The sequence below is a fragment of the Nonomuraea sp. ZG12 genome, from assembly GCF_052068115.1.
In the GTDB taxonomy this organism is placed as follows: Bacteria; Actinomycetota; Actinomycetes; order Streptosporangiales; family Streptosporangiaceae; genus Nonomuraea.
The window spans coordinates 1-22,934 of record NZ_JBQHCW010000033.1; the positions used below are offsets into that span (position 1 = coordinate 1).

Genomic DNA, 22,934 nt, shown 5'->3' on the forward strand with positions numbered 1-22,934 from the left:
CGACATCGCCCGCGCAGCACTCGTCCTCACCCATTTCGAGCATGACTACCTACCGGCAATTGGCTGAGATCACCTCACTGTCCCCCTGGTGGCGAACCAATTGCGCTGCCTAAGCAGCAACCCCTTTTACTTCACGTGAACGCCGAGACGCGGCGGCCTGCATGAATTTCCCTGACGATTCAGCGGCGCCAAATGTGAGGTCGCCCGGCTATGAGATATGCCCTAGCGGCCGAATAGGAAAAAATGGTCAATCGGTTTCTATGCTGGAGAAATGACTACCGAACAGAACCGACGCGCACTCATCGTCGGAATGGGAATCAGCGGTATGGCCACGGCGATTCGGTTGCGTCAAATTGGCTGGGAACCGATCGTCGTCGAACGGGCACCGCAGCGCCGAACGGGAGGCTACTTCGTGCTGCTGTGGGGAGCGGGACGCGCGAGCGCCGAGCGGCTGGGCATGGGGCCAGGCGTGCCGGACCACGGCGCCCCCGACACCGTCCACTACGAGATCGACCGCCGCGACAATCGGACCAGCATGGCCATCCTCGGCAGCCTTCCTGACGGTCCGCGCATGATGCTGCGGGGCGACGTCGAGAACGCCGCGTTCGAAGCGCTGCCCGACGACGTCGAGATCCGCTTCTCCACTGTCCCGACCGAGATCGAGCAGGACGCCGACGGCGTCGACGTAACCCTGCGCGACACCGCGAACGGCGACACCGTGACCGAGCGGTTCGGCCTGGTCGTCGGCGCGGATGGGCTACGGTCGACCGTGCGCAGCCTGGTGTTCGGCCCGCACGAGCGCTACATGCACCGGCTGGGCGGGATCACCTGCGCCTTCCAGCTCTCCAAGCCCCTGCCCGGCCTCGCGCAGGAAGACACCGCCGTACTGCTGGAACCGGACCACGACCGCGCGATGTGGGTGTTCGGATTCCAGGACCGGATCCCCACAGTCATGCTCACGTACCGCACGGACGATATCGACTCCGAGTTCCGCCTGCCTCCGGCTCAGCGGCTGCGTCAGGTCTTCGGCGACCGGCCGACGGGCAAGCTGCTCGGCGCTGTCCTTGACGAGGCCGACAAGGTGAAGGACATCCTCTTCGACTCGGCCGAACAAGTGCGGATGGACTCCTGGCACCGAGGGCGGGTGGTTCTGATGGGTGATTCGGCGTGGTGCGTCACGCTCTACGCCGGGATGGGTGTCTCGGCAGGGTTGGTCGGAGCGGATCTGCTCGGCTCCATGCTGCAGCGGCATCCGGACGACCTCAGAACGGCGTTGACCGAGTGGGAAGGCAAGCTGCGACCGGTCATCACCGAGTGGCAGGGCACTGCCGAAGGGCTGCGTCAGTGGTTCAACCCATCGGGCCGCCGTGAGAATCTGCTGCGCTTTTTCTGGACCCGGGGCGAGGACTGGCCCGTCATCGGCCGCTGGGTCCGGCAGTTTTTCATGCGCGGCAGGGTTTCGAAGAATGCGGACGTCGCGGCGGTCTGAGCCTGGAGGAGATGCGGTGACCGAGCTTGTGCGGCACGCCCCGCCCAAGGTCGCAGCATCAGCAAGGGAATGCTTAACCCTCACTGGCGGACGAAGGAAGACCTGATCGCCGAACTGTGCTCCTGCCGATCCTGCGCCGGCTGAGCGGCCCTCACGGGACGTCGAGACGCACCTCAGAGGGCGGCGTGGGGCAGGTAGTGCTCGCCGAGAATGTGTGACACGAGCCGGCCGCGACTGCGGACGCCGACCTTGGCGAAGATGGACTTGAGGTGGTCCTGCACAGTGCTGATGGAGATGTGCAGTTCGGCGGCGATCCCGGCGGACGGTATGCCGGCGATCACCCGCTGAAGCACGTCCCGCTCGCGGGGGCTGAGGGCGTAGGCGAGCATCAGTAGTTGCGAGATTTCCGAGGTCGGGGCCGTCTGGATGACAACCGAGACGTCTCCCTCGTGGCCACCGTCGAACGGGGAGCCCCACAACGACAACCACCGGCCGGTACGTGACCGGACCCTGGCATGGGCGCGGGAGTTGTGGCCGGCGCGGGCGGCCGCCGCCACCTCGTGCACGGCCATCCGGTGCGGTGACAGTTCGTCCAGCCTTCGGCGACCGGCCTCGTTGGTCGCCAGCACCCCTCCACCCTGGTCCAGGATCAGGACTCCAGGACCGCCCGGATCGGTGCTCACCCCCACAGCCGCACCACGGCGACACGCGGCGCGCCGGAGCGCTACCGCGACGGGGACGGAGATGGCCTGCACCAGATCGGCGTCACCGTGGGTGAAGTCGGGCCGTCCGCCGTTGCGGAACACGGCCACCCCGCCCCAGCAACTGCCGTCGGCCACGAAGACGGCCCGCATCTCGTGCCGCGCGTCGATGATGGGCAACACCGACCGGAACCGGTGGCTGACACCAGGGTTCCCGCCGGTGCTCTGGCTGAGGATCGCCACGGTGCGGCGGGACCGGGCCAGGACCGCGAACTTGTCGACGTCCGCGATTAGGTATTCGTTGCGCGCCGCGAGAGCGGCACCGGCCGAGGGGATGCCGTCCGACACCTCGTCAGTGACCAGCAGCGTCCACGGATCGATCGTGCCGAAACAGAACGCATCCTGGGAGATGACGCGACGCAGCCGACCGGCGATCTTGGTGCGCAACGTCCGCGAATCCAAGTCGAGGGAACAGATCGCCATGATGTCGCGGACGGCTTCGCGCTGTGTGACAGAAAGCCTCATGCGCTGCCAGCCTAACGGCCGTGATGTGCGCAAGATCCCGGAATTCTGGGATGCCGGAATCGAGGTTGCCACCCTTACGGTGGCGATCGCGTGGTCGCGCACCACCTGCGGCCCGTCATGACGAAAGGAACCTTGTGACCATCCCGTACCTGGCCCAGGCGGCTGACCACGAGCAGCTGGAATGGCTCGGCGGCGGCATCATGCGGATCTTGCTGGACGCCCGGCACACCGCGGGCCAACTGACGATGTTCCGCTCGGCGGCCTCCGAGGGTTCTGCCTCACCGGTCCACGTCCACGCCCACGAGGACGAGATCGTCGTGCTCCTGTCCGGCAGCGGCATCTTCTGGGCCGGCGAACACCGTTATGAGCTGTCCGAAGGCGGCGTCGCCTTCCTGCCGCGCCAGGTTCCGCACGCGTACCGGTTCACCTCACCGACGGTGGACATGCTGGCCATCAGCACCCCCGCAGGCATGGAAGGGTTCTTCCGCGCCGCCGGCTGGGACCTCTCCCGCCCCAAGCCCGAAGGCTGGGCGATCACCCCGGCCGACATGGCCGCGGCGGCCAGGGAACATGGCCAGACCATCCTCGGCCCGCCGCTCGCCGCCGACGGCATGATCCCTGCCGCCTATCTCGGCCCAGGACGCGGCTGATGGTCTCGTACGATGTCGCGGAGCCAGATCACGATTGCGGTGATGGTCAGGTGCCGTTGAAGACGTAGTCGTGTTTGGCGGGTCATCCGGCTGTGTGACCGGCATGGCCGGCACCGTAACTGGCTCGGGGGCCGGGGCCTGCGCGGCGATCGGCGTCCGCGCGGCCCGGCATCGCAGGGCCTCGGCATCGTCGGGGAAGAGAGCGGGGCGGCGTAGCCGCAGTGAGGGCACCGCGAACGCGATCACGGGGGGCGATCGGGGTCCCTCCCGTTCCCCGTCAAGTCTGCGCGTTGAACTTCTTGCGGTTGTCTCGCTCAAGCCGCCGTCGCGTCCCCGAAACGGGTCGGGCATCAGGGCCCGGTGGCGGTGTGGGCGCGGTGTTCGCGGATCTGGCCGTGGTGGTCGGTGACCCAGGTGATCAGGGACGTGACGATGTGGTGGAGGCTGTGGCCCAGGGGGGTGAGGGCGTACTCCACACGCGGCGGCACCTCCGCGTAGGCGGTCCGGGTCACCAAGCCGTCCTGCTGGAGTTGGCGCACGGTAAGGGTGAGCATCCGCTGTGAGATGCCGGGGACGTCGCGCCGCAGGTCGGTGTAGCGCAGCGGGCCGGCATCAAGTGCGGCGATCACCAGCAGGCTCCACTTGTCCCCGACGCGGTCCAGTACCTGGCGAATGAAGTCCATCTGCTCGGCGGGGATGCCGGCGCACGGTCCTCGGTCTGCTGCGGCACCTGACGGGGTTGCGACGTCCATGGGGCACATTCCCTTCCGGCACGCACATCAATGTGCCTTTTGTACGGCCTTTCATACTGGTCCATCATGGCGCTACGCACAAATAGTAGGAATTGGGGGTGCGCCATGAGAGTCGAGATCTGGTCCGAGATCACCTGCCCCTGGCGCGGCCTGGGCAGCCACCGCCTGGACCGCGCCGTGGAGCGGTTCGAGCACGGTGAGGAGGTGGAAGTGATCCACCGCTCGTTCCCGCTGAGCGACGGTTTCACCGTCGGCAGCACGATCAGCGTCCGCGAGGCCATGCTGCGCAAGTACGGCCTGGCCGGCGCCCGCCTGGAGGCGTCGACCCGCCAGATCGAGGCGATGGCCGCGCAGGAGGGCCTGAGCCCCTACAGGGTGCTGGGCAATCAGGTCAGCAACACCCGGCTCGCTCACGAGTTCCTCGCCCACGCCTCGGCGGAGGGCAAGAACCGCGTCGCGTGGGACGCGATCTTCCGGGCCTACTTCGGTCAGGCGCGGCCCGTCTTCGGCCTCGACGATCTCCTCGGCCTGGCCGACCAGATCGGCCTGGAGCGCGAGAAGACCCGGCGCGTGCTCACCGGGCGATCTGCGGCCCGGACGGCTGCGCGGTTCCCGCCGCCCACGCCTGATCTACACGCCTGATCTACACGCCTGATCTACACGCCTGATCTACACGCCTGATCCACACGCCAGCCGGGCATCCGATCTCCGCATGTCCCGGCGGTCACAACACGGAAGAGATCTCACTGTGCCCACTCTCGCCATCGTCGGCGCCGGCCCCGGCATGGGCCTGGCCATCGCCCGCACCTTCGGCAGCCGCGGCTTCGACGTCGCCCTGATCGCCCGTACCAAGGAGAAGCTGGAAACGCTGGTCGCCCAGCTCGGCCAGGAAGGCATCACGGCCGCCGCGTTCCCCGCCGACATCCTCGACCGCGCCTCACTGACCGATGCCCTGGACGCGGCCAAGGCCCGCTTCGGCGGCATCGACGTACTGGAGTATTCGCCGGCCCCGCACTCCCCGGTGCCCGGCCTCACCCTGGCCGCTCCCTCGGAGGTCACGGTGGACAATCTGCAGCCGATGATCGAGTACGCCTTCTACGGCGCCATCACGGCGGCCCAGGCGGTGCTGCCCGCGATGCGCGAGGCGGGCGCCGGGACCCTGCTGTTCACCGCGGGCGGCGGTTCCGTGGACCCGGTGCCGACGTTCGGCAACGCCAACCCGGCCCAAGCAGCTCTGCGCAACTGGGTGATCAACCTGGACAAGGAACTGACCGGCAGCGGCGTGCACGCCGCGCACGTGGTGATCAACGTCTGGATCGGCGGGGGCGGCCCGGAAGGCAGCCCGACGGCCACGCCCGAGCAGATCGCGCCCCTGTACTGGGACCTGCACGAGAACCGCGACCGCTCCGAGGGCGTCTTCAACGCCTGACCGGCCGGCCCGCCCCGCTCCCGAGAGGGGCATTCGCCCCGCAGGCGGCAATGTCAGAGCGAAGCTGACTCAGCACCGTTGATCGTGCACCGCCCTGACCTGCTCGAACAGCCCCGTGCCGCTGATGGCTGTTCCGTCGTTCCTCGACCTCGAGGATCGCGCCGTAGCGTTCTCGCCTTTATCCCTTGGATGACCGTTTCCGGGACAGCTCTTCCTGCGAGCGGGCGCGGGCGGAAAATCGGCCGGGGCTCACGTGCAGGCCCGCGACGTGAGTAGTCAGACATGTCAGGTGCGCCGCCTGGCCGCCATGGTAAAGGGCGAGACGGATGCGTCTTCACGGCAGGTCCGTACGTACGCGGTGACACCGGGGCAGACTCCTCCTTGTCAAAAAGAACGTCGATTCTGTTAGTGTTGCCCCGCAAACCGAATGACTATTCTCTTTGTGGGGGGTGTGGTGCCGCGGCTCACCAACGCGCGCAAAGAGCTCCGTCGTGCCCAGATCGCCGAGGCCGCCGTCCGCTGCTTCGGCCGCACCGGCCTGAAGGGGACCTCGATCGCCGACGTCATCGCCGAGTCCGGACTCTCGGCCGGCTCGATCTACGCGCACTACCACAACAAGGCCGAGCTGATCCGGGCCGCCGTCCGCGAGGTGCTCGCCAAGCGCGCCGACGTCATCGGCGAGTACGCCGCGGACGACGTCCCACCCGATCCCGACGAACTGCTCGCCCGCCTGATCGCCGCGATCGACCCCGTCCAGGCCCGGGTGGGCGTGCAGACCTGGAGTGAGGCGACCACCGCCCCGGACGTCCGCGACATCGTCGTCGACATGACCGAGCGGATGCGCACGCTGCTGCACGACTGCGTAACGGCCTGGCTCGTCAAGGTCGAGCACCACGAGCCGTCCGGGGCCCGAGAGCGCGCCGCCCCGATCGCCCGCCGAGTCATGGCGCTCTACCAGGCCGAACTGCTGTACATCGCCCTGAGATCAACGACTGAGGAGACAGCCTCATGACCACCGCGACCGCTCCCTTCGCCGGCCGTACCGTTTTCCGGATCGGCTACGGCGCGATGCAATTGGAGCGCCTGCACGGCGACCGCGGCACCGCTCTGGCGATCGTGCGCCGCGCGGTCGAGCTTGACATCGACCACATCGACACCGCCCAGTTCTACGGCGACGGGTTCGTCAACGGACTCCTGCGCGAGGCGCTGCGTCCCGACGACGGGGTGCTCGTCGCCACCAAGGTCGGCGCCGACCCCAACCCGGGCGGCCCCATCCCGATGCGACCCGCCCAGCGTCCGAAAGAGCTCCGGGCCAGCGTCGAGGCCAACCTGGTCAGCCTCGGTCTCGAGCAGATCCCGCTGGTGAACCTCCGCCGCATGGATGCCGCGCCCCGCATCCCCCTCGACGCCGACCAGGTCGTCGACCTCGACGACCAGCTCGCCGAGATGACCGCGCTGCGCGACGAGGGCAAGATCGGCGCCATCGGACTGAGCAGCGTGAGGCTGGACGGGCTGCGCCGAGCGATCGGTGCCGGCATCGCCTGCGTGCAAAACGCCTACAGCCTGGTGGCACGCGACGACGAGGACCTGCTCCAGTTCTGCCTCGCCGAGAACATCGCCTGGGTGCCGTACTTTCCGCTCGGCAGCGCCTTCCCCGGCTTGCCGAAGGTGACCGACGAGCCGGCCGTCATCGCCGCGGCTCAGCGCCTGGGCAGCACGCCCGCGCAGGTCGGTCTCGCCTGGTTGCTGCACCACGCGCCGAATGTGCACCTCATCCCCGGCACGGCCAACGCCGAGCACCTGCAGGCCAACGTCGACGCGGGCGCACTCAGCCTCGACGAGGCCACCCTGGCCGCGCTCGACGCTGTCCCCTCCCGCCCGGCCGGTACACCGACCAGCTGACCTGCCCCACCCGAGATGACTGGCGTGCTTTTCGAACAACGTTTACGGCATGGCCGACAAGGCGCCCAGCTCGTCCAGAAGGGCAAGGTTTCCTTCCAGGACACGATCGGCAGGTACGTCAAGGGGTTCCCGAGCGAGATCGCCGACAAGGTGACCGTTCATCACCTGCTCACCCACATCTCGGGCATGGGCGAGGTGCCGGGGAACGACCATGCGCAGGTCGACGTCGACGTCCTGATGAAGGAGATCGTCAAGCAGCCGCTGACGTCCGAGCCGGGCACCAAGATGCAGTACGGCAACGCCGGCTACATCGTCCTGGGTGCGATCATCGAGCACGTGAGCAAGCAGGACTACGCCGACTACGTCCGCAAGCGCACATGTCGCCGAAGTCGTAGCGATGGCCCAGCCAGTCCCCGACCCGAGGGATCAGCATGGCCAGCGTCACAGCCGTCTCGTCGCGGGCGTTGTCGCCGTACCCGGCATCGCCTTCGCCGAACAGGTGCAGGTGGTGTTGCTCCCAGCCCATCGCTACCTGGATCACCTCGTGCCGCTGGTCCAGAGTCGCCGTCGACGGCAGATGGACGCGCCGCCACGCCAGAGGGTGACCTTGATCTGGTGAACGGTGCCCATGGTGCCCACGCGGCCACCGTACCGGCGTGATCGTCGCCGGAATCGGCTTATGAACGCATTTCAGCGGCGGAGTTGTCCCACTCCTGCAGGACGGACTGCAAGTGCTGGGCCACGTCGGGGTCCAGGCCCAAGGTCCTCGATCCCGCGGCAGAACGCGCTCAGCCGGGAAGTTCGGTGATGCTGAGGGCGAAGTCCAAGTTGCCCACCCCGTGGTTGGCGAGGCCCACCGTGACCACGCCCGCTCCTTCCAGCCAGTGCGCCATTTTCAGGCCGCCGACGTCCAGCGGGCGCAGTCCGAGGCTTTCGATGAACGCCTCCACACTTGCCTTGGCCTGCGCATTGTCGCCGGCGATGAAGACGTCGGGCCGACCCTTCTCCAGGACATGACGGAAGACGGTGTTGAACGCCTTCACCACGCTGGCGCTGGCCGGGGCCGCCTTGGCGACTTCCTGCGCGATCGAGGTCTCCTCGCGGTGGGCCAGCCCGTCGAACGTGGAATTGAAGGGATTGCTGATGTCGACGATGACCTTGCCCGCGAGAGCGTCTCCGTACTGGGCGACGACCGGCACGACACCGTCGTACAACAGGGCCACGATGACGATGTCCCCGGCCGGGGCGGTGCCCCATTCTCCCGTCGTGGCGCCGCCGCCGAGAGCCTTGGCCAGGTCAGCGGCCTTGGACTGATCGCGGCCCATGACCTCGACGGTGTTGCCGCCCGCTACCGCCCGCGCGCCGATGGTGCGGGCCATGTTCCCGGTGCCGATGATGCTGATGTTACTCATTGAGATGTCCTGCCCTGGTGGTGAGTTGTTCGGGTCAGATGGCGGTGGTGCCGCCGTCGGCGACGAGTTCCATGCCGTTGACGTAGCTGGAGTCGTCGGAGGCGAGGAAGAGGGCGGCGGTGGCGATTTCGTCGGGGCGGCCCATCTGGCCGCGGGGGATGAGGGACTCGAACTGGCGCCTGGTGGCCTCGTCGAAGAGTTCTTCCTGCTTGGCGGTGGCGACCTGGCCGGGGGTCAGGACGTTGACGCGGATGCGGCGGTCCTTGAGCTCGTTGAGCCAGACGCGGGCCCAGGCCTGCTGGACGGCCTTGCTGCCGGCGTAGACGCTCCAGCCGGGGAAGGCGCCGAGGGAGGCGTTGGAGCCGGTCATGAGGATGGAGCCGCCGTCGTTGAAGAGCGGGAGCGCCTTCTGGACGGTGAACAGGGTGCCGCGGGCGTTGAGCCCGAACCAGGTGTCGAACTGCGCCTCGGTGATCTCGCCGAGCGGGGCGGGCTCGCCCCCGCCGGCGCTGGCCCACAGCACGTCGAGGCTGCCCTTCTCCCGCTTGACGGTGTCGTACAGGCGGTCCAGGTCGTCCAGGTCGGCGGCGTCGCCCTGGACGCCGGTGACGTTGCGGCCGATCTGCTTCACGGCGTCATCCAGGACGTCCTGGCGGCGGCCGGTGATGAAGACGTGCGCTCCCTCGTCGACGAACAGCTTCGCGCCGGCCAGCGCCATGCCGGTGGTGCCGCCGGTGATGACCGCTACCTTGCCGTCAAGCTTTCCCATGGTCTCTCCTTGGGTCGGTGGTGCCGTACGCACCTGGGGTGACCGCGTTATGTACACCGATCTGTTTGCTTACGCTACTGGGCGGGCGGCCTGGACGCAACTATGTACACCGGTCGTTACCCAGCTGGGGTATCATGGACCCATGACGGAGTTGGAGAAGGGCCCCAAGGGCCGCCGCCGCGGCCGGGGCGCCCGCGAGCGCATCCTCGGCGCGTCCCAGCAGCTGTTCCGCGAGCAGGGCATCAACCGCACCGGCATGGACCAGCTCTGCGCGGCGGCCCAGGTGTCCAAGCGCACGGCCTACCAGCACTTCACCGGCAAGGACGAACTCGTCGCCGAGTACCTGCGCCGGTTCGACCCCTCCGTTCTGTCCGGCTTGTTCGACCGCACCGACCTCACGCCCCGCGAACGGCTCCTGGCCGCCTTCGACATCCCCCCCACCACCCCCCTGTGCCCCTACATCGCCGCCGCCGTCGAGCTTCACGACCCCCAGCACCCCGCATCCCAGTACGCACGCGACTACAAGAAAGCCGTCGCCGCGCGGCTCGCCGACACCGCCCGCGAAGCCGGCGCCGCCGACCCTGAACAGCTCGGCGAGCAGCTCGCGCTGCTCATCGACGGCGCCGCGGCCCGCACCCGGGTCCTCAACGCCGACGCCTTCCCCGCCGCCGCCGCCATCGCCGCCGTCCTCATCGACAACGCCATCCCCGCCACAGCCGGCGAAGACCGGCGACGGGAGGAAGTGTCAAGTTGACTCGGCACTCCGCGGCCGGGCTGGACGCGCTGCCGGTCGCGCGGCCGCACCCGCATGTACGCGACACCAGCCGCCCAGCACCTGGCCCGGACCTGCTGGCTTTTACGGAACTGGGCGCCCGCCCGCTGAAGGCCGCGGCAGAAGCCGCCGGGGAGATCGAGGACCCGCCGACGTGGTCGGCCTGGCGGTTGCCGGCCCCGCACGCTGTATTCGCTGACAGCCCGTCTAGCTGCGAAGACAGCTATAAGTGACTGACTTGGCACGTTCAGTAACTGGATGGTCTGGCGATAACCATGGGGACCCGCCCGCTCCTGAGAACGGAGATCACGTCATGTGCCGCCGCATCCTGCTCACAGTGTCGGCCACCGTGCTGGCCGCCAGCGCTCTTGTCGCTGGCACCGCAGCTTCCGCGAGTGCCGCGCCCGCCCCTATCGTCTGCCTCCCGCCGCCGGTCGCCATCTGCATCTAGCGACAAAGGCCTACGCCGGGAAGCCGGCGTGGGCCGAGGCGCCCAGGTGACCGTGTGAGCTGCGGGGGTGTCAACTTAAGAGCTGATCTTGGTTGTTGAGGAGCAGATCACTTTGCGGATCTCGACGTCGAAGGCCAGGAAGGGCACGAACTCCGTCCAGCTGCTCTCCCACAGGCGCACGATGGCCGGGTATTTCTGCCCCCAGACCTCGGAGAACTCGTAGAACCGCTCCAGCGCTGCCTCCTCCGTCGGGGCGGTGTAGACGGGCTTGAGCGCATGTACGATCTTGTCCCAGTCCTGACGGGCGGCGTATCGGAACGAGCCGCGCAGCAGGTGGATCACACACGTCTGGACGATGGTCCGCGGCCAGACCGCCTCCACCGCCTGCGGCAAGCCCTTGAGCCCGTCGCAGACCAGCATGAGCACATCGTCCACACTGCGGTTCTTCAGCTCGGTTCCACCAAGTCCGACGTGCGCCTGGGTGATGTTCCGGAAGGTAAGCCGCCTCCCCGCCCCGTGCGTCCCCCTGCCGATGTGGTCGCGGCGTTGGACATTGCTCCCACCCTGACCGCCTTGAACAAAGGCGGCGAGGTTACTGGTCGCGCAGATTTCTCCCTCAGCCGCTTTCCCAGAGCGGACCTGTCCAACGCAGTTCTGCATTACGTGGACCTGACCGGCCGGCGCGTTCCTGGGCGACACTGTCGCGGTTGCTGGTCATGCGGGCGGTGAGTTCGTCGGTGTTGGGTGTCCACCGATCAGGAATCCTCCGCCACATCGTCAGTTCTGTTAGCCCTCACGCACCTGTGGAAGGATTGATGACCATGAGCGACGCCAGACTGCTGGGCGCCGACGAGGCCACGTTCATCGCGGCGGTCCGCTCAGGCGACACGGCGCGGTTCGCACTCATCACGGAGCGCCACCGGCGTGAGCTGCAGGTGCACTGCTACCGCATGCTCGCGAACTACGATGACGCCCAGGACATGACGCAGGAGACGTTCCTGCGAGCGTGGAACAAGCGGGAGTCGTTCAAGGGCCACGCGACCCTGCGGACCTGGCTGTACCGGATCGCGACGAACGCCTGCCTCGACTTCCTGGAGAAGCGCAACGACCGCACACCCGTACCGTCCGAGCTCCCGGACCCCGGCTCCGAGGTGCTGTACCTGCAGCCCTACCCCGACCGGATGCTCCCCGAGGACCCACAGGAATCGGTGGTGGCGCGGGAAACGATCGAGCTGGCGTTCATCGTCGCCGTCCAGCACCTGCCGCCGCGGCAGCGGGCGGCGTTCATCCTGCGCGACGTCCTCGGCTGGCCGGCGTCGAAAGCCGCCGACGCCCTCGAGTTGACCGTCGTATCGGTGACCAGCGCACTGCAGCGGGCCCGTGTGACGATGCGCGAGCAGCTGCCCGACCGCCGCCTCGACTGGCGGAGCCCCGCCACCCACGAGCTGTCGAATGACGAGCGCGGCGTGGTGAAGTCGTATATCGACGCCCATGAGCGCAACGACCTCGACGGGCTGATATCCCTGCTGCGCGACGACCTGCGCTTCGCGATGCTGCCCGAGTCGGGCACCTTGATCATGACGGCCAAGGACGCGGTGGACGGCTGGGTCTCCGGCGGGCTCTTCCAGCGCGGCTACGACGACTGGCGCTGTATCACCACGACCGTCAACCGCATGCCTGCCGCCGTGCTGTACCTCCGCACCCCCGACGACCCGGAGTACCGGCTATTCAACATCGCGGTCCTGCACATCGTCGACGGGAAGATCGCCGAGCTCACCGGATTCGACGCCACCGACAAACCATGGCTGGGCCTGCCCCCGACACTGTCATCAGACAGAGGCCCCATCGTCGACGAGTCCAGCACACGGGCCGCCGTCACCGAAGTCACCGCGGAATGAGCACCCCGACCAGCTGAACACCAACGCGACAACGCGAACCCCACCGCCCCGCCGGCGTTGCCGGCGGGGCATCTTCATGCCCGAAGAACATCGTCAATCAACGACGCCGTCGTCCCTCATCTCCAGCAAGTCGGTCAACAGCTCACTCGGAACGCAAGGAAGGGCCCTGGGAAGATCCCCTCATGGCCGAGGGACACGGTGAGCACGCCAGGAAGGATTTCGACCTGGCCTCACGAGCCGAGCATCTGGCCCGTGCTCATCGCCTCGTCTCGTATCGGGTCAGCACCACGCCGCCGGGAAACGTCCGCGTCTCCACCAGGTTCAGGTTCACCCAGCTGTCCAGCGCCGTGAAGAACGGCGTGCCGCCGCCCGCCAGGACCGGGTAAGTGGCCAGGGCGTAGTCGTCGATCAGCCCGGCCTGCATGGCAGCCCCGGCGAGCGTTGCGCCGCCGATGCTCATCGGGCCGCCGTCTTCGGCCTTGAGCCGGGTGATCTCGGCGACCGCGTCGCCGGTGATCAGGCGGGTGTTCCAGTCGACCTTGTCGATCGTCGAGGAGAACACCACCTTCGGCGTGTCCCGCCAGTTCCGCGCGAACTCGATCTGCGCCGGGGTGGCGTTGGGCTGCTGGTCGCCGGTCGGCCAGTAGGAGCTCATCGTCTCCCACAGCTTGCGCCCGTACAGCGACATCTCGCTCGCCCGCTCCTGGTCGAGCCACCACTGGAACAGCTCGTCGCTCGGCGGCCCGCCCCAGCCGATGTCGTCGCCGGTCGCGGCGATGTAGCCGTCCAGGGTCACGTTCATGCCGAAGATCAGTTTCCGCATCGTGCCAGCCTTCCGTGAGTCGATCTCACACGTACAGACGGGCACGGCGCGGAAACCTAATCGGTGCGCGATCTGCGTCCGCAGGTAGTTCTCGCGTTTCGGACTCGGCACGGCGTACTCGGCTGGGCTCGAGCACTACCCCCGGATCTCAACTTCACCCTTGTACGGGCAGCGGCGTACCCATGGCCAGCTCTTCCCGACCGCTGCGTCGTTCCGCTGATCGGGCCCGCGGACCCGTCTGTGCGGCAAGTTCATCCCACTGGCTTCGGACGCCTACGACCTGGACAAGGAGTGGCAGCACCGCTTCCCCCGGATGAACGGCACTCTCGCGTGCGGCCGCGCCCTGAAGATCTCCTGGCAGTGTCGGCAGCCGGGCGGCGGCTGGGAGCTGGGCGACCGGCACGGTGAAGGCCAGACGCTGAACAACCTCGGGAACGCCCTGCAGGAGGTGCGGCGCTTCATCGACGCGGGCTGTGGCGGCGGCTTCGGCGCTAGACCAGACAGTCATCGGCACATTCTGACCCATGCGGATCTGCCGCAGACAAGGCGCGTCCCGCCTCCGACGCCCGTCACCGTGCGTGAGCGGTGTGCTGGCCGACGACAGACGGATCCCGCCCCCACCGAAGGGTGGCGCCCAAACTCACGAACATCGAGATCGGCGAGATGCCGCTGGCGCCGAAACTCAGCGAGATCTGGTGCCGGAACTCGGATCTGGCCCAATCTCGTGAAGGCGTCGGCTGATCGGGGCCCGGCTGTGATCAGGTTCCGGTGAGTGCTTGGGTGACGGCAAGGGCTTGGTCGGGGGTGAAGGCACGGGGGTGCCATGGGCATCGGCGACTGTAGTGTTCGTCGCAGACCAGAGCGCCGTTGGCCAGTTTCGCCCAGTGGGCGGGTTGCCAGTAGGCCTGGTTCTTCCGAAGCAGGGTTTCGGCGACGCGCTGGGGTGCTGGGCTGGTGGTGGTGTGGGTCAGCGCCGCGGTGAGGGCGGGTACTGCGCTGTCGGGTAGGTCCGCATCCCCCAGAGCGGGCAGCAGCAGGAGGAGCCGCCTGGCAGGGTCCCCGGTGCTGGTCGGGGCGGAGGTGGGTGGCTGGTGGGCGATGGTGATCAGTTCGTGCCAGGAGAGTCCTGGACCGACGAAGGAGCCCTCAACGGCGGCCAACTGAAGATCGTGTGGCCAGTCCGGATGTGAGAGCAGGTAGTCCAGGCCCATGTCGTCGGCCAGGTTGCGGTAGATGACGTGGAGGGCGGCTCCGCTGTGAAGCGGGACCGTGAAGACGGGCCAGTGGTCGGGGTCGAACAACTGCTCGCAGAGTTCTTCGGCGTCCTCGGTGGCCACGCCGAAGTCACGCTGAGGGTCATCGAGCCCGGTGGCCCCGACCATCATGGCGTGGAGCGCCCACAAGACCGGGTCGATGAGGAGCGCGGAGCCGTCGACCAGCGGATCGTTCTCATAGCCCGTGATCAGCACGCTGGGATGGTCCCAGTCCGACGCCGTTGCGGGCAATGAGTGCATGGCCTGCCGCTGTGAGCAGGACCCGTTTGCGTAGCAGCGGAAGCCCGGCGCGGCCGACCATCTGCCGTTTGATCATCTAAGAAGACACGTGGAATCCGGCCGTGGGGGTGATCATGTCTCCGCGGTCCTGACCACGGAACTGGGAGGTGGGCCTGAGAAACTCCAAGGACCTTCACCGACAGGAGGCGCCCAGGGCCGCCCTGCACCCGCCGGCCGCTCAAGGCACGACTTGGATTCTCCTGTGGCCCCAGGTCGGGTTCTCCCGCTCCATCCGCCGAAACCAGCCGTCGCAGGCACGATCAGCGAGTACCACCACGCCGCGTAACCGCAGCTCAGACCACGAAACTCATATTCGAGCGGCACACCATCTCCGACACATGCTGCGTGAATTCGAGCTACAACGAACACCGACCGCACCGCGTCCTCCGGCAGGCGGCTCGACTCCGATCACTTCCCGATCCCAGCACCAGCCCTACTGGAATGACACCGCTCGACATACCGCCGACAGCACCCAGCAGGGTCGTCGACCTTCAGCCCAGACCTCGCTGACCAGGGCCAACACCATGCCCCGGGCCGAGCGACCTGCGGGTCGCCATATGGCGATCGTGCGGGACACTCCGCTGCCCGTGTGCGACTCGCACCGGACTGGCCCGCGGGATTGTGCGGGTCCGGCACTACGTCACAGTCCACCGTCGAGCGCGGCGAAAGTGGCGAAAGTACGGTCTCGTTCTCCGACTATCGGCCAGTACCGCTGTGGGCCCATGGTCGGATGTGCGGGGGGATCTCGTTCGCGATCATTGAGCTGTGAGGCGATCGTCCAGACCTGCTCCCCGCTCACGCGAAACCCGCGATCACTGGAGACGCCCTCGAGATCAGGGAGAGGCGTGAAACCGTTCCACGGCGAGCTTGACGTGGCGATCGGCTCTAGCAGGAGACAGAACAAGCCGGCTTCCGCCTTGATCTTCAATTGAAGGAGACACCCCCATGAACCTCCCCTCTCATCCTCCGCTGCCGATCCCCGCACACCTCAGCGAGGCAGCCCGCCAATTCCTGACGCAGCCGCCTCCGACGCAGGCGCCCTCTCTTCCCGAACGGGAAGACACCGACGGCTGGCTGCGCCTGGTCGAGCAGACCGACGGCTACATCCGCGCCTGGCTCGCAGACCGAGCCCTTCCGTCGCCGGTCGCCGCCCAGGACACACAGGTCGCCGGCGTCCACACCTACGTCCTGCGTGCCGAGGGCGACACGGCCACCGACGAAGGGCCGATCTACCTCGACATCCACGGCGGCGCCCTCCTCTACGGCGGCGGCGACCTGTGCGCTCACAGCTGCACCGAAACCGCGCTGAACACCGGGATGACCACCTGGAGCATCGACTACCGGATGCCGCCACTGCATTTCTATCCCGCCGCGCTCGATGACTGCCTCGCCGTCTACCAGGCCTTGCTGAAGGTCCGCGATCCCGCCGACGTCTTCGTCGGCGGCGCCTCAGCCGGTGGCAACCTCGCCGCCGCACTGCTGGTGCGGGCCAAGGACGAAGGGCTTCCGATGCCGGCGGCGCTGGTGCTACGGACACCGGAGGTCGACCTCACCGAGTCCGGCGACAGCTTCCACACCAACGCCGGCATCGACAACGTCCTGTCAAGCCTGCGGGAGGTGAACGAGCTCTACGCGAACGGGTACGACCTCTCCCACCCCTACCTGTCCCCATTGTTCGCCGACCTGTCCGGCTTCCCGCCCACCTTCCTGCAATCCGGCACCCGGGACCTGTTCCTGTCCAACACCGTCCGCATGCACCGCAAGCTGCTGTCGGCCGGCGTCGAAGCCGAGCTGCACGTCTTCGAGGCCATGCCACACGGCGGCTTCGGCGGCACCAGCCCCGAGGACGCCGAGCTCGCCGCCGCGGTCCGTGACTTCCTGGACCGGCACCGCCGACGACTCTGAGCCTGGCGGCGGGCGCCGGTCCCCTCTGCCGCCAAAACGCCGGCGGGTGCCGTGGGGCGATCCGGGCACAACTGCCCCTTGCGCCAGTACTGAGCTTCTGGTGCGCGCCGACCGGCGGGGGAGAGCAGGAAATCGCGCTCGCCCGGCGGCCGTGCCCGGACCTGCAACCGACCTGGCGCCGATTCCGCAGCCCTGCATGCGTTGGCACGGCTCCGTGGGCCCTATCAACTGACCTGTGGTTTTGCCGCCGCCTGCGCGGGTCGGCGCTTCCAGCGTGGCGCGCAGCCCGCACTTCCGGAAGCCGCTCGACTATTCGTTGCGGCGCAAGTCCGTGCTGTCGGATCCGTCCCACCGGTTGTTCGCGGCTGCTCGGCGGGCTCGCTCTGCCAGTTCGCCGGTCAGGCCGATGCGTTCGATGCACCATTCGACCCACTGGGTAGCAGATCGAGGATGGCCTCGGCGTACTTCTTGATGTACCCGTCTGCGATGAGGATCACGGTGTGCTCGATCCGATGCCTTTCCCGGGTCGTGCACCGCTCGTGGCACCCGCCACCGCTCCAGCGCACGTGACAGGCCGCGGTCCAGCCCGGTGACCCGCAGCGTCTCCATCAGCATCAGGCCCCCGGCCTGACCGACGATTCACTTACCGTCCGAAGACACCATGATATTCGGGCGGCGGTCGATGGGCTGCACGTGAAAGTGCCTCTCGCACCGGCTGACACGTTCTCTAGGAAAGCCCTATCCTCCCAGCTCAGAGGCCTTTTTCTCAGGTAAACGATCAGATCACCCACAACACGCGTGAAAGCGCGAGGCTAGTTCGCGGGCCGTGGGTACGCAGGCGTTACCCCCGGGAGTCGGTCGCAGGAGCCCTTTCGGGATCCGGCAGCTCTGCCCAGAAGTTCGTCAGAGCCTCAGCAACCGGCGCCGGTGTCTCCTCCGGCCACCAGTGGCCCACGCCCTCCAGATGCGCCATCCTCGCGCCCGATCGGCGCGCTGCCCACTCGTGCTGCACCAACGTCCCGCTGGCTCTCTCGAAGTCGTCAACGGCGATGAGAGCGAGCCCCGGACGTTGTGCGGCGCTCGGTAGCAGCCGTCCCGCTTCGGCCATCGCCGGCTGTCGTGCCGACCGCAACAGCTTGAGGACGGCGCGACCCATCTCGGGATCCATGCCTGCCGCGACCCGCTCCGCCATGCGCCCGGTCATACCGAGGGCCGACGTCACCGCGAGTCGCTGCTCCAGCTCGCCTCCCCACAACTCCTGCACCGAGGCTTCCCCCGGGCCCTCCTGCTGCCACACCTGTGCCCGCGGATGCCAGAGGTAGTCGGGCGCGAACACGCCGAGGGCATCGGAGGCCCAACTGCGAATCAGATCCGGACGGCTCATGGCCAGCGCCGCGACGTGGATTCCGCCCCAGTCGTGACCGACCAGGTCGACCGGAGCGCGGAACAGCTCCAGCTGAGACGCCAGCCAGTCTCGATAGGTCGTCGTCGACGAGTCGAAGCCGCGGGGCGTGGGGACGCCGAACCCGGGCGGGGACAGGACGACCGCGTCGGCCCGGTCGAGCTCCCCGATGAGCGGTCCCCAGATGACCGCGGTCTCGGGGTTGCCGTGGACGAGCACGAGTGGAGTGCGCGACACAAAACCACCTCTCAGATACTTGTTGGTTAACACGCAAGTATCGTAGCAGTTAGTGCCGCCCTGACCGCTTGCGTGCTCTCGTCCCGCGTGCCGTCGACGGGACGAACGCGCAGAACCGGCGGACCCTATGCTTGGCCGACATGAGGATCCGAAGTGCCAGCGGCGGCGGCCTGCGTCAGATCCGGCGGACCACATGCTTGGTCGACTCGATGTCTGAGCAGTCCTGATGCCCGATCAGCCTCCCGCTCGCCGCACGCAGCGAGAGCGTCGCGAAGAGACCGAACGCAAGGTGCTAGCCGCCGCGACGGCGCTGATCGCCCAGCGCGGGTCACGCGCGCTCACCCTGGCTGAGGTCGGCGAGGCCGCCGGCTACAGCCGGGGGATCGTCTCTCATCACTTCGGCAGCCGCGAGAATCTGCTCCGCGCGGTGATGCGCGATGCTCAGACCTTCACCCTCCTGGAGCTTGGGGACAGCGCCGCGGACTGGTTGGCGGAGACGGTTCGCGCGTACCTCGAGAACGTCACCAGCCGACGTCCGTCTGCTGGCGCGTTCCTGCAGATGTGGGGCGAGGCGATTGCCGCCGATCCCGTCCTGATGCCGCTCTACGCGGAACATGACGCCAGCTTCCGTCGGCTCATCGCCGACAAGGTCCGCGACGGGATCCGCGACGGCTCGGTGCGAGCAGATGCCGACCCAGAGGCGATGGCCGTGTCCCTCGTTGGCCTCCTCCGCGGGATTGCACTGCAGCTGATCTCGACACCACCCCCGGCGCGAGTCAAAGCGATCATCGACGAAGCCGAGCGATCCACCCGGCTTGCCCTCAAACCGTGACCCGAACGGCCTTCGGCACGGGCGCGCGGTGAAGAGTAACTCGGGGTCCTCGCCGAGGCTGGCATCGCGATCATGGAGCGGTGGGTGCAGTCATGCCGCCGTGAACTCCTCGACCGCTGCCTCGTAGAGAACGAATGCCATCTTCGGCACGCCCCGCGCAAGTACGAACACTTCTACAACCAGCACCGAGCTCACCAAGCCCTGAACCAAGCAGCCCCACTGCGTCCCGCTCCGCTCCGATCATCGATCCCGGGCGAATCACCGACCTGAACATACGACGAAGTGACGCACTCCCAGTGCGCCGGCGTAGTGGAGGCGGCCACGATTGGCCGTCAGATACTTGGCGCACGTCTCAGGCCTTTGCGCTGGTCGGCGGTCGGCCCGGCCGCCCGTGCCTGCCGATGTAGCTCGGCGAGGGTTTCGTCGAGCCGTCCTTGCAGGATCGCCAGCGCTTGACCCGAACCGATACGGCGATAACTATGGCTTGGGGGCCTGCTCCTAGAACGGAGGCCGAAATGGCTGACGCGACCACGCCCAATGACGGCGAAGCACCGAGCCATCGGGCACGCATCGAGAACGCCCCGAAACACTGGCAGCCAAACGCACTTTCGGACATCTCGGACAATGCCTACAGTCGGCTCTACGCCATGACCCTTGAGGAGACGTACGCGGCCGAGGTGATGGCGCAGCCGGACTCCTATGCGGATTTCTTCATGGAGTCTCCGCAGGCGCAGTTCCATGAATTCGTCGGGCCGCCCGAATTGAAGGGAACCGAGGTTCGTGCTTCCCGGATGGCCGCGATCGACCGACTCCGGCTGGCAGGCGCGACGAAGTATCCTGATTTCTTCGTCGACTCGCCACACAACGGGCCGCCGTTCCATGAGAAGTTCCTCGACAAGGGCCCGCCAAAGCCGAAATTCGACGAGGTGGAGGGTGAGATCGACGAGGGCGAGCTGATCAGTCCGGTGTCCGAACGGGTCCGGATGCTGAGCCAGTCCCGGGTGCTGGCTGCTTTCATGCGGATGCAGCAATCGGCTGAGCAGTAGATGCCGCCCGCACCCGGCGGCCCGCCGTACGCGGAGTTCGTGGTCAAGGTCTCCAAGTTCTGCAACCTGCGCTGTCGCTACTGCTACGAGTTCCCGTCGCTCGGCGACACAGCCGCCATGTCGCTGGATGACGTCCGGATGATGTTCACCACGGTAGGCGACTATTTCCGCGAGCATCCGCGTCGGCTGGATTTCGTCTGGCATGGCGGTGAGCCGCTGCTGATGGGGGCCGACTTCTACCGACGCGTGCTGCAATGCCAGCATGAGGTCTTCGACCCGCTGGAATTGCCGTTCACCAACGCGGTGCAGACCAATCTCACAGTCGTCCGGCCGGAGATTATTTCGGTGCTGCGGGACGTGTTCGACGAGGTCGGCGTTTCGGTCGATCTGTTTGGCGGAAATCGGGTCAATCGGTTCGGCGTCGATGCCCAACCCAAGGTTCTTCGTGGAATGCAGGCGCTGGTGGATGCCGGTATCCATTTCGGCTGTATCTCCGTGCTCTCCAAGGCGACCGCGCCATACGTCGAACACATCTACACATTCTTCGAGGACTTGCGGCTGAGTTTCCGTTTCCTGCCCATCTATCGCACGGGGTACGCCGGCCAGCTCGCGCCGCACGAGCTGTCGGACAGCGAGATAGTCGCGGCACTGAAGGTCGCCACCGACCGGTGGTTCGCCTCCGCCATACCCATCCGGGTGGAGCCGGTGGAGACGTACGTGTCGAACGTACTGTCACACGTGTGCGGTCGGGGGCACCGCTACTACGACAAAGAGCACGGCGAGGCCGTCTTCATCATCGACACCGACGGTGGTATGTACTCCAACGGCGACGCCTACGACGATTCGCTCCGTCATGGGAACATCTTCCGCGACTCCTTCGCGGACATGCGCCGATCCGCCGGCTTCGCGCGCGCTCTTGCCCAATCACGGGCGCGGGTGCAGGACGCCTGCGCCGATTGCCGATACTTCGGCTCGTGCTCCGGCTTCTTCATGGGCGAGGCGACCCCGGAGCAACGCCGGCGCGACCGTGACGGTCGGCTCTTGTGCGGCGTTGCCCTACCCGTACAGCACTACATCGAGGAACGTCTCCGGACAGACGGGCTGCTCACCGGTGAAGGCCGAGTCGATCTGGCGGAGCTGCGTCGGCGCGCCGAGGAGCCCGAGGCGGGCGGTCAGTTGTCGCTGAGGAAGGTGCCCCAATGATCGTGGTTACCGACGGAACCGGCCCCTTCGGGCGCCTGGTCGTGCGGCATCTGCTGGACCGCGTCCCCGCCGGCCGGGTGGCCGTGACCACCACCGATCCAGCGCAGGCCGCGGACCTCGCCGCCCTGGGCGTCGAGGTCCGGCGGGAGGACTACGCCGAGCCGGGTGGAGAGGCGGTGCTCTTCGCCGAGGCCGAGCGCGTGCTGAGCAATCCGCCACCTGGCTGGATCCGCCGGCAGACGCCACGTGGCAGCATCGACCTGGCCGCGGCCCGCATCAAGGCCATGGCCGAGGCGGGCGTACCACACCTCGTCCACCTGGGCATCATCAACAGCGAGCGCACGAACCTGAAGTGGCACCACGCGCTGGAGGGCGCCGTACGCAGGAGCGGGGTGCCGTTCACCATCCTCCGCAACAACCTGCACAGCGAGGCGCTGCTGCCGGCCGCACGGCTGGCCATGACCGGCGGCGAGTTCGTCTGCGCGTTCGGCGGGCGCTCGATGGCGCCCGCCGCGCTGACGGATTACGCCGAAGCGGCAGCCATCGTGCTGGCTGACGGCGGTCACGAGGGGGAAGTCCTCAAGCTGTCCGGCTTCGGCCTGACCGCGCTCGGCATCGCATCGGTCTTCACGCTGCTCGCCGGTCGGGAGATCGCGCTCCGCGAGGTGGACGCCGCGAGCGTCGCCACTGAGCTGAAGAGCGTCGGCGCCACCGAAGAGGTCGCTGAAGAGCTATCGGACCTGTACGAGGCGACCGGCCGCGGCGAGTTCTCCCCGGAGGGTGATGACCTGGATCGGATCCTCGGCCACCCTCACCAACTCAACGAGGAGGCGCTCCGTACCGCCCTGGCCGTCGGCTGAGCGTTCACCAGGGTGGCCGCTCTCCTTGCTGGCGGAGAGCAATATTCCGTCGGACCGAATGCCTCGAAATTTTGTGACCCACAGTGACATCAGGCGGATCTGGCTCAGACGGCAGCGCCCTGCCCTTGGCAGCCTGCTGGAACGCGCGCTCTTCGCCGCTCGTCAGCCCCTTGTACCGCTGCAAAGGTCGTCGTAGGGGCTATCGGCGGGTCCACGGAGAGCTCACCACGATTGGTATCGAGATCGCATCGTCCACGGTTTGGGAGATCCTCAAGCAGACAGGTCTGCCGGCGCAGGCCGAAGAGGAGGCATGACGAACCTGA

General features: G+C 67.4%; 21 protein-coding genes and 3 pseudogenes. 15 read left to right on the forward strand and 9 right to left on the reverse strand.

From position 1 onward, the window contains the following. The first annotated feature begins 271 nt into the window (after positions 1-271). On the forward strand, positions 272-1,489 hold the full coding sequence (locus tag ACTMTF_RS44160; protein ID WP_441116064.1) for an FAD-dependent monooxygenase: 1,218 nt from the start codon (positions 272-274) through the stop codon (positions 1,487-1,489). Positions 1,490-1,662: 173 nt separating this feature from the next. Here ACTMTF_RS44160 and ACTMTF_RS44165 read toward each other — a convergent pair whose 3' ends face one another. After that, entirely contained in the window at positions 1,663-2,715 is a 1,053-nt protein-coding gene (locus tag ACTMTF_RS44165; protein WP_441116065.1) for a helix-turn-helix transcriptional regulator, read from the reverse strand. A gap of 134 nt (positions 2,716-2,849) precedes the next feature. On the opposite strand from ACTMTF_RS44165, the gene ACTMTF_RS44170 reads away from it, so the two are divergent. After that, positions 2,850-3,365: a cupin domain-containing protein gene (locus tag ACTMTF_RS44170; RefSeq protein ID WP_441116066.1), complete on the forward strand. Its 516-nt coding sequence runs from the start codon at positions 2,850-2,852 to the stop codon at positions 3,363-3,365. 350 nt (positions 3,366-3,715) lie between these two features. Here the strand turns inward: ACTMTF_RS44170 and ACTMTF_RS44175 are convergent, their stop codons facing one another. Continuing rightward, positions 3,716-4,117: a winged helix-turn-helix transcriptional regulator gene (locus ACTMTF_RS44175; RefSeq protein ID WP_441116067.1), complete on the reverse strand. Its 402-nt coding sequence runs from the start codon at positions 4,115-4,117 to the stop codon at positions 3,716-3,718. Positions 4,118-4,222: 105 nt separating this feature from the next. Here ACTMTF_RS44175 and ACTMTF_RS44180 point away from each other — a divergent pair, with 105 nt between their 5' ends. From ACTMTF_RS44180 to ACTMTF_RS44200, 5 genes and pseudogenes are all read left to right on the forward strand, one after another. After that, positions 4,223-4,759, forward strand: coding sequence for a DsbA family oxidoreductase (locus ACTMTF_RS44180; RefSeq protein WP_441116068.1), 537 nt, complete (start codon positions 4,223-4,225; stop codon positions 4,757-4,759). A 106-nt stretch (positions 4,760-4,865) separates the two neighbouring features. Then, positions 4,866-5,546, forward strand: coding sequence for an SDR family NAD(P)-dependent oxidoreductase (locus tag ACTMTF_RS44185; RefSeq protein ID WP_441116069.1), 681 nt, complete (start codon positions 4,866-4,868; stop codon positions 5,544-5,546). 442 nt (positions 5,547-5,988) lie between these two features. Next, positions 5,989-6,558: a TetR/AcrR family transcriptional regulator gene (locus ACTMTF_RS44190; protein WP_441116070.1), complete on the forward strand. Its 570-nt coding sequence runs from the start codon at positions 5,989-5,991 to the stop codon at positions 6,556-6,558. Further along, entirely contained in the window at positions 6,555-7,448 is an 894-nt protein-coding gene (locus ACTMTF_RS44195; RefSeq protein ID WP_441116071.1) for an aldo/keto reductase, read from the forward strand. The genes ACTMTF_RS44190 and ACTMTF_RS44195 overlap by 4 nt, the downstream gene beginning before the upstream one ends. Positions 7,449-7,463: 15 nt before the next feature. After that, positions 7,464-7,952, forward strand: a pseudogene (locus ACTMTF_RS44200) (serine hydrolase domain-containing protein); the annotation flags it as partial. On the opposite strand, the pseudogene ACTMTF_RS44205 reads toward ACTMTF_RS44200, so the two are convergent. The 3 genes and pseudogenes from ACTMTF_RS44205 to ACTMTF_RS44215 form a co-directional block, all read right to left on the reverse strand. Beyond that, a pseudogene (locus tag ACTMTF_RS44205) lies at positions 7,885-8,229 on the reverse strand (IS1096 element passenger TnpR family protein); the annotation flags it as partial. The pseudogenes ACTMTF_RS44200 and ACTMTF_RS44205 sit on opposite strands and share 68 nt — an antisense overlap. 7 nt (positions 8,230-8,236) lie before the next feature. Further along, complete coding sequence (locus ACTMTF_RS44210) at positions 8,237-8,860, reverse strand: NADPH-dependent F420 reductase (protein ID WP_441116072.1); 624 nt, start codon at positions 8,858-8,860, stop codon at positions 8,237-8,239. A gap of 34 nt (positions 8,861-8,894) precedes the next feature. Next, the gene (locus ACTMTF_RS44215; protein ID WP_441116073.1) at positions 8,895-9,629 is read right to left on the reverse strand and encodes an SDR family NAD(P)-dependent oxidoreductase; all 735 of its coding nucleotides are present in this window, start codon (positions 9,627-9,629) and stop codon (positions 8,895-8,897) included. 142 nt (positions 9,630-9,771) lie between these two features. Here ACTMTF_RS44215 and ACTMTF_RS44220 point away from each other — a divergent pair, with 142 nt between their 5' ends. After that, positions 9,772-10,383: a TetR/AcrR family transcriptional regulator gene (locus tag ACTMTF_RS44220; RefSeq protein WP_441116074.1), complete on the forward strand. Its 612-nt coding sequence runs from the start codon at positions 9,772-9,774 to the stop codon at positions 10,381-10,383. A gap of 565 nt (positions 10,384-10,948) precedes the next feature. Here ACTMTF_RS44220 and ACTMTF_RS44225 read toward each other — a convergent pair. Next, a pseudogene (locus ACTMTF_RS44225) lies at positions 10,949-11,308 on the reverse strand (transposase); the annotation flags it as partial. A 365-nt stretch (positions 11,309-11,673) separates the two neighbouring features. Here ACTMTF_RS44225 and ACTMTF_RS44230 point away from each other — a divergent pair. Further along, the gene (locus ACTMTF_RS44230; RefSeq protein WP_441116075.1) at positions 11,674-12,750 is read left to right on the forward strand and encodes an RNA polymerase subunit sigma-70; all 1,077 of its coding nucleotides are present in this window, start codon (positions 11,674-11,676) and stop codon (positions 12,748-12,750) included. A 256-nt stretch (positions 12,751-13,006) separates the two neighbouring features. Here ACTMTF_RS44230 and ACTMTF_RS44235 read toward each other — a convergent pair whose 3' ends face one another. Both ACTMTF_RS44235 and ACTMTF_RS44240 read right to left on the reverse strand, forming a co-directional pair. Further along, positions 13,007-13,573 (reverse strand): dihydrofolate reductase family protein, encoded by a 567-nt coding sequence (locus ACTMTF_RS44235; protein WP_441116076.1) that lies wholly within the window; start codon positions 13,571-13,573, stop codon positions 13,007-13,009. Positions 13,574-14,331: 758 nt separating this feature from the next. Then, on the reverse strand, positions 14,332-15,042 hold the full coding sequence (locus ACTMTF_RS44240) for a hypothetical protein (RefSeq protein WP_441116077.1): 711 nt from the start codon (positions 15,040-15,042) through the stop codon (positions 14,332-14,334). Positions 15,043-16,071: 1,029 nt separating this feature from the next. Between ACTMTF_RS44240 and ACTMTF_RS44245 the strand changes: the two genes are divergently transcribed. After that, positions 16,072-17,031: an alpha/beta hydrolase gene (locus ACTMTF_RS44245; RefSeq protein ID WP_441116078.1), complete on the forward strand. Its 960-nt coding sequence runs from the start codon at positions 16,072-16,074 to the stop codon at positions 17,029-17,031. Positions 17,032-17,872: 841 nt separating this feature from the next. Here the strand turns inward: ACTMTF_RS44245 and ACTMTF_RS44250 are convergent. Then, the gene (locus ACTMTF_RS44250; RefSeq protein ID WP_441116079.1) at positions 17,873-18,670 is read right to left on the reverse strand and encodes an alpha/beta fold hydrolase; all 798 of its coding nucleotides are present in this window, start codon (positions 18,668-18,670) and stop codon (positions 17,873-17,875) included. Between the two features lie 226 nt (positions 18,671-18,896). Between ACTMTF_RS44250 and ACTMTF_RS44255 the strand changes: the two genes are divergently transcribed. From ACTMTF_RS44255 to ACTMTF_RS44275, 5 genes are all read left to right on the forward strand, one after another. Continuing rightward, positions 18,897-19,502: a TetR/AcrR family transcriptional regulator gene (locus ACTMTF_RS44255; RefSeq protein ID WP_441116080.1), complete on the forward strand. Its 606-nt coding sequence runs from the start codon at positions 18,897-18,899 to the stop codon at positions 19,500-19,502. A 72-nt stretch (positions 19,503-19,574) separates the two neighbouring features. Next, positions 19,575-19,772: a hypothetical protein gene (locus ACTMTF_RS44260; RefSeq protein WP_441116081.1), complete on the forward strand. Its 198-nt coding sequence runs from the start codon at positions 19,575-19,577 to the stop codon at positions 19,770-19,772. 245 nt (positions 19,773-20,017) lie between these two features. Continuing rightward, on the forward strand, positions 20,018-20,548 hold the full coding sequence (locus ACTMTF_RS44265) for a hypothetical protein (protein WP_441116082.1): 531 nt from the start codon (positions 20,018-20,020) through the stop codon (positions 20,546-20,548). Continuing rightward, positions 20,549-21,751, forward strand: a complete 1,203-nt coding sequence (locus ACTMTF_RS44270; protein ID WP_441116083.1) for a radical SAM protein — start codon at positions 20,549-20,551, stop codon at positions 21,749-21,751. Then, entirely contained in the window at positions 21,748-22,611 is an 864-nt protein-coding gene (locus ACTMTF_RS44275; RefSeq protein WP_441116084.1) for an NAD(P)H-binding protein, read from the forward strand. Before ACTMTF_RS44270 ends, ACTMTF_RS44275 begins: the two co-directional genes overlap by 4 nt. The last annotated feature ends 323 nt before the right edge of the window (positions 22,612-22,934 follow it).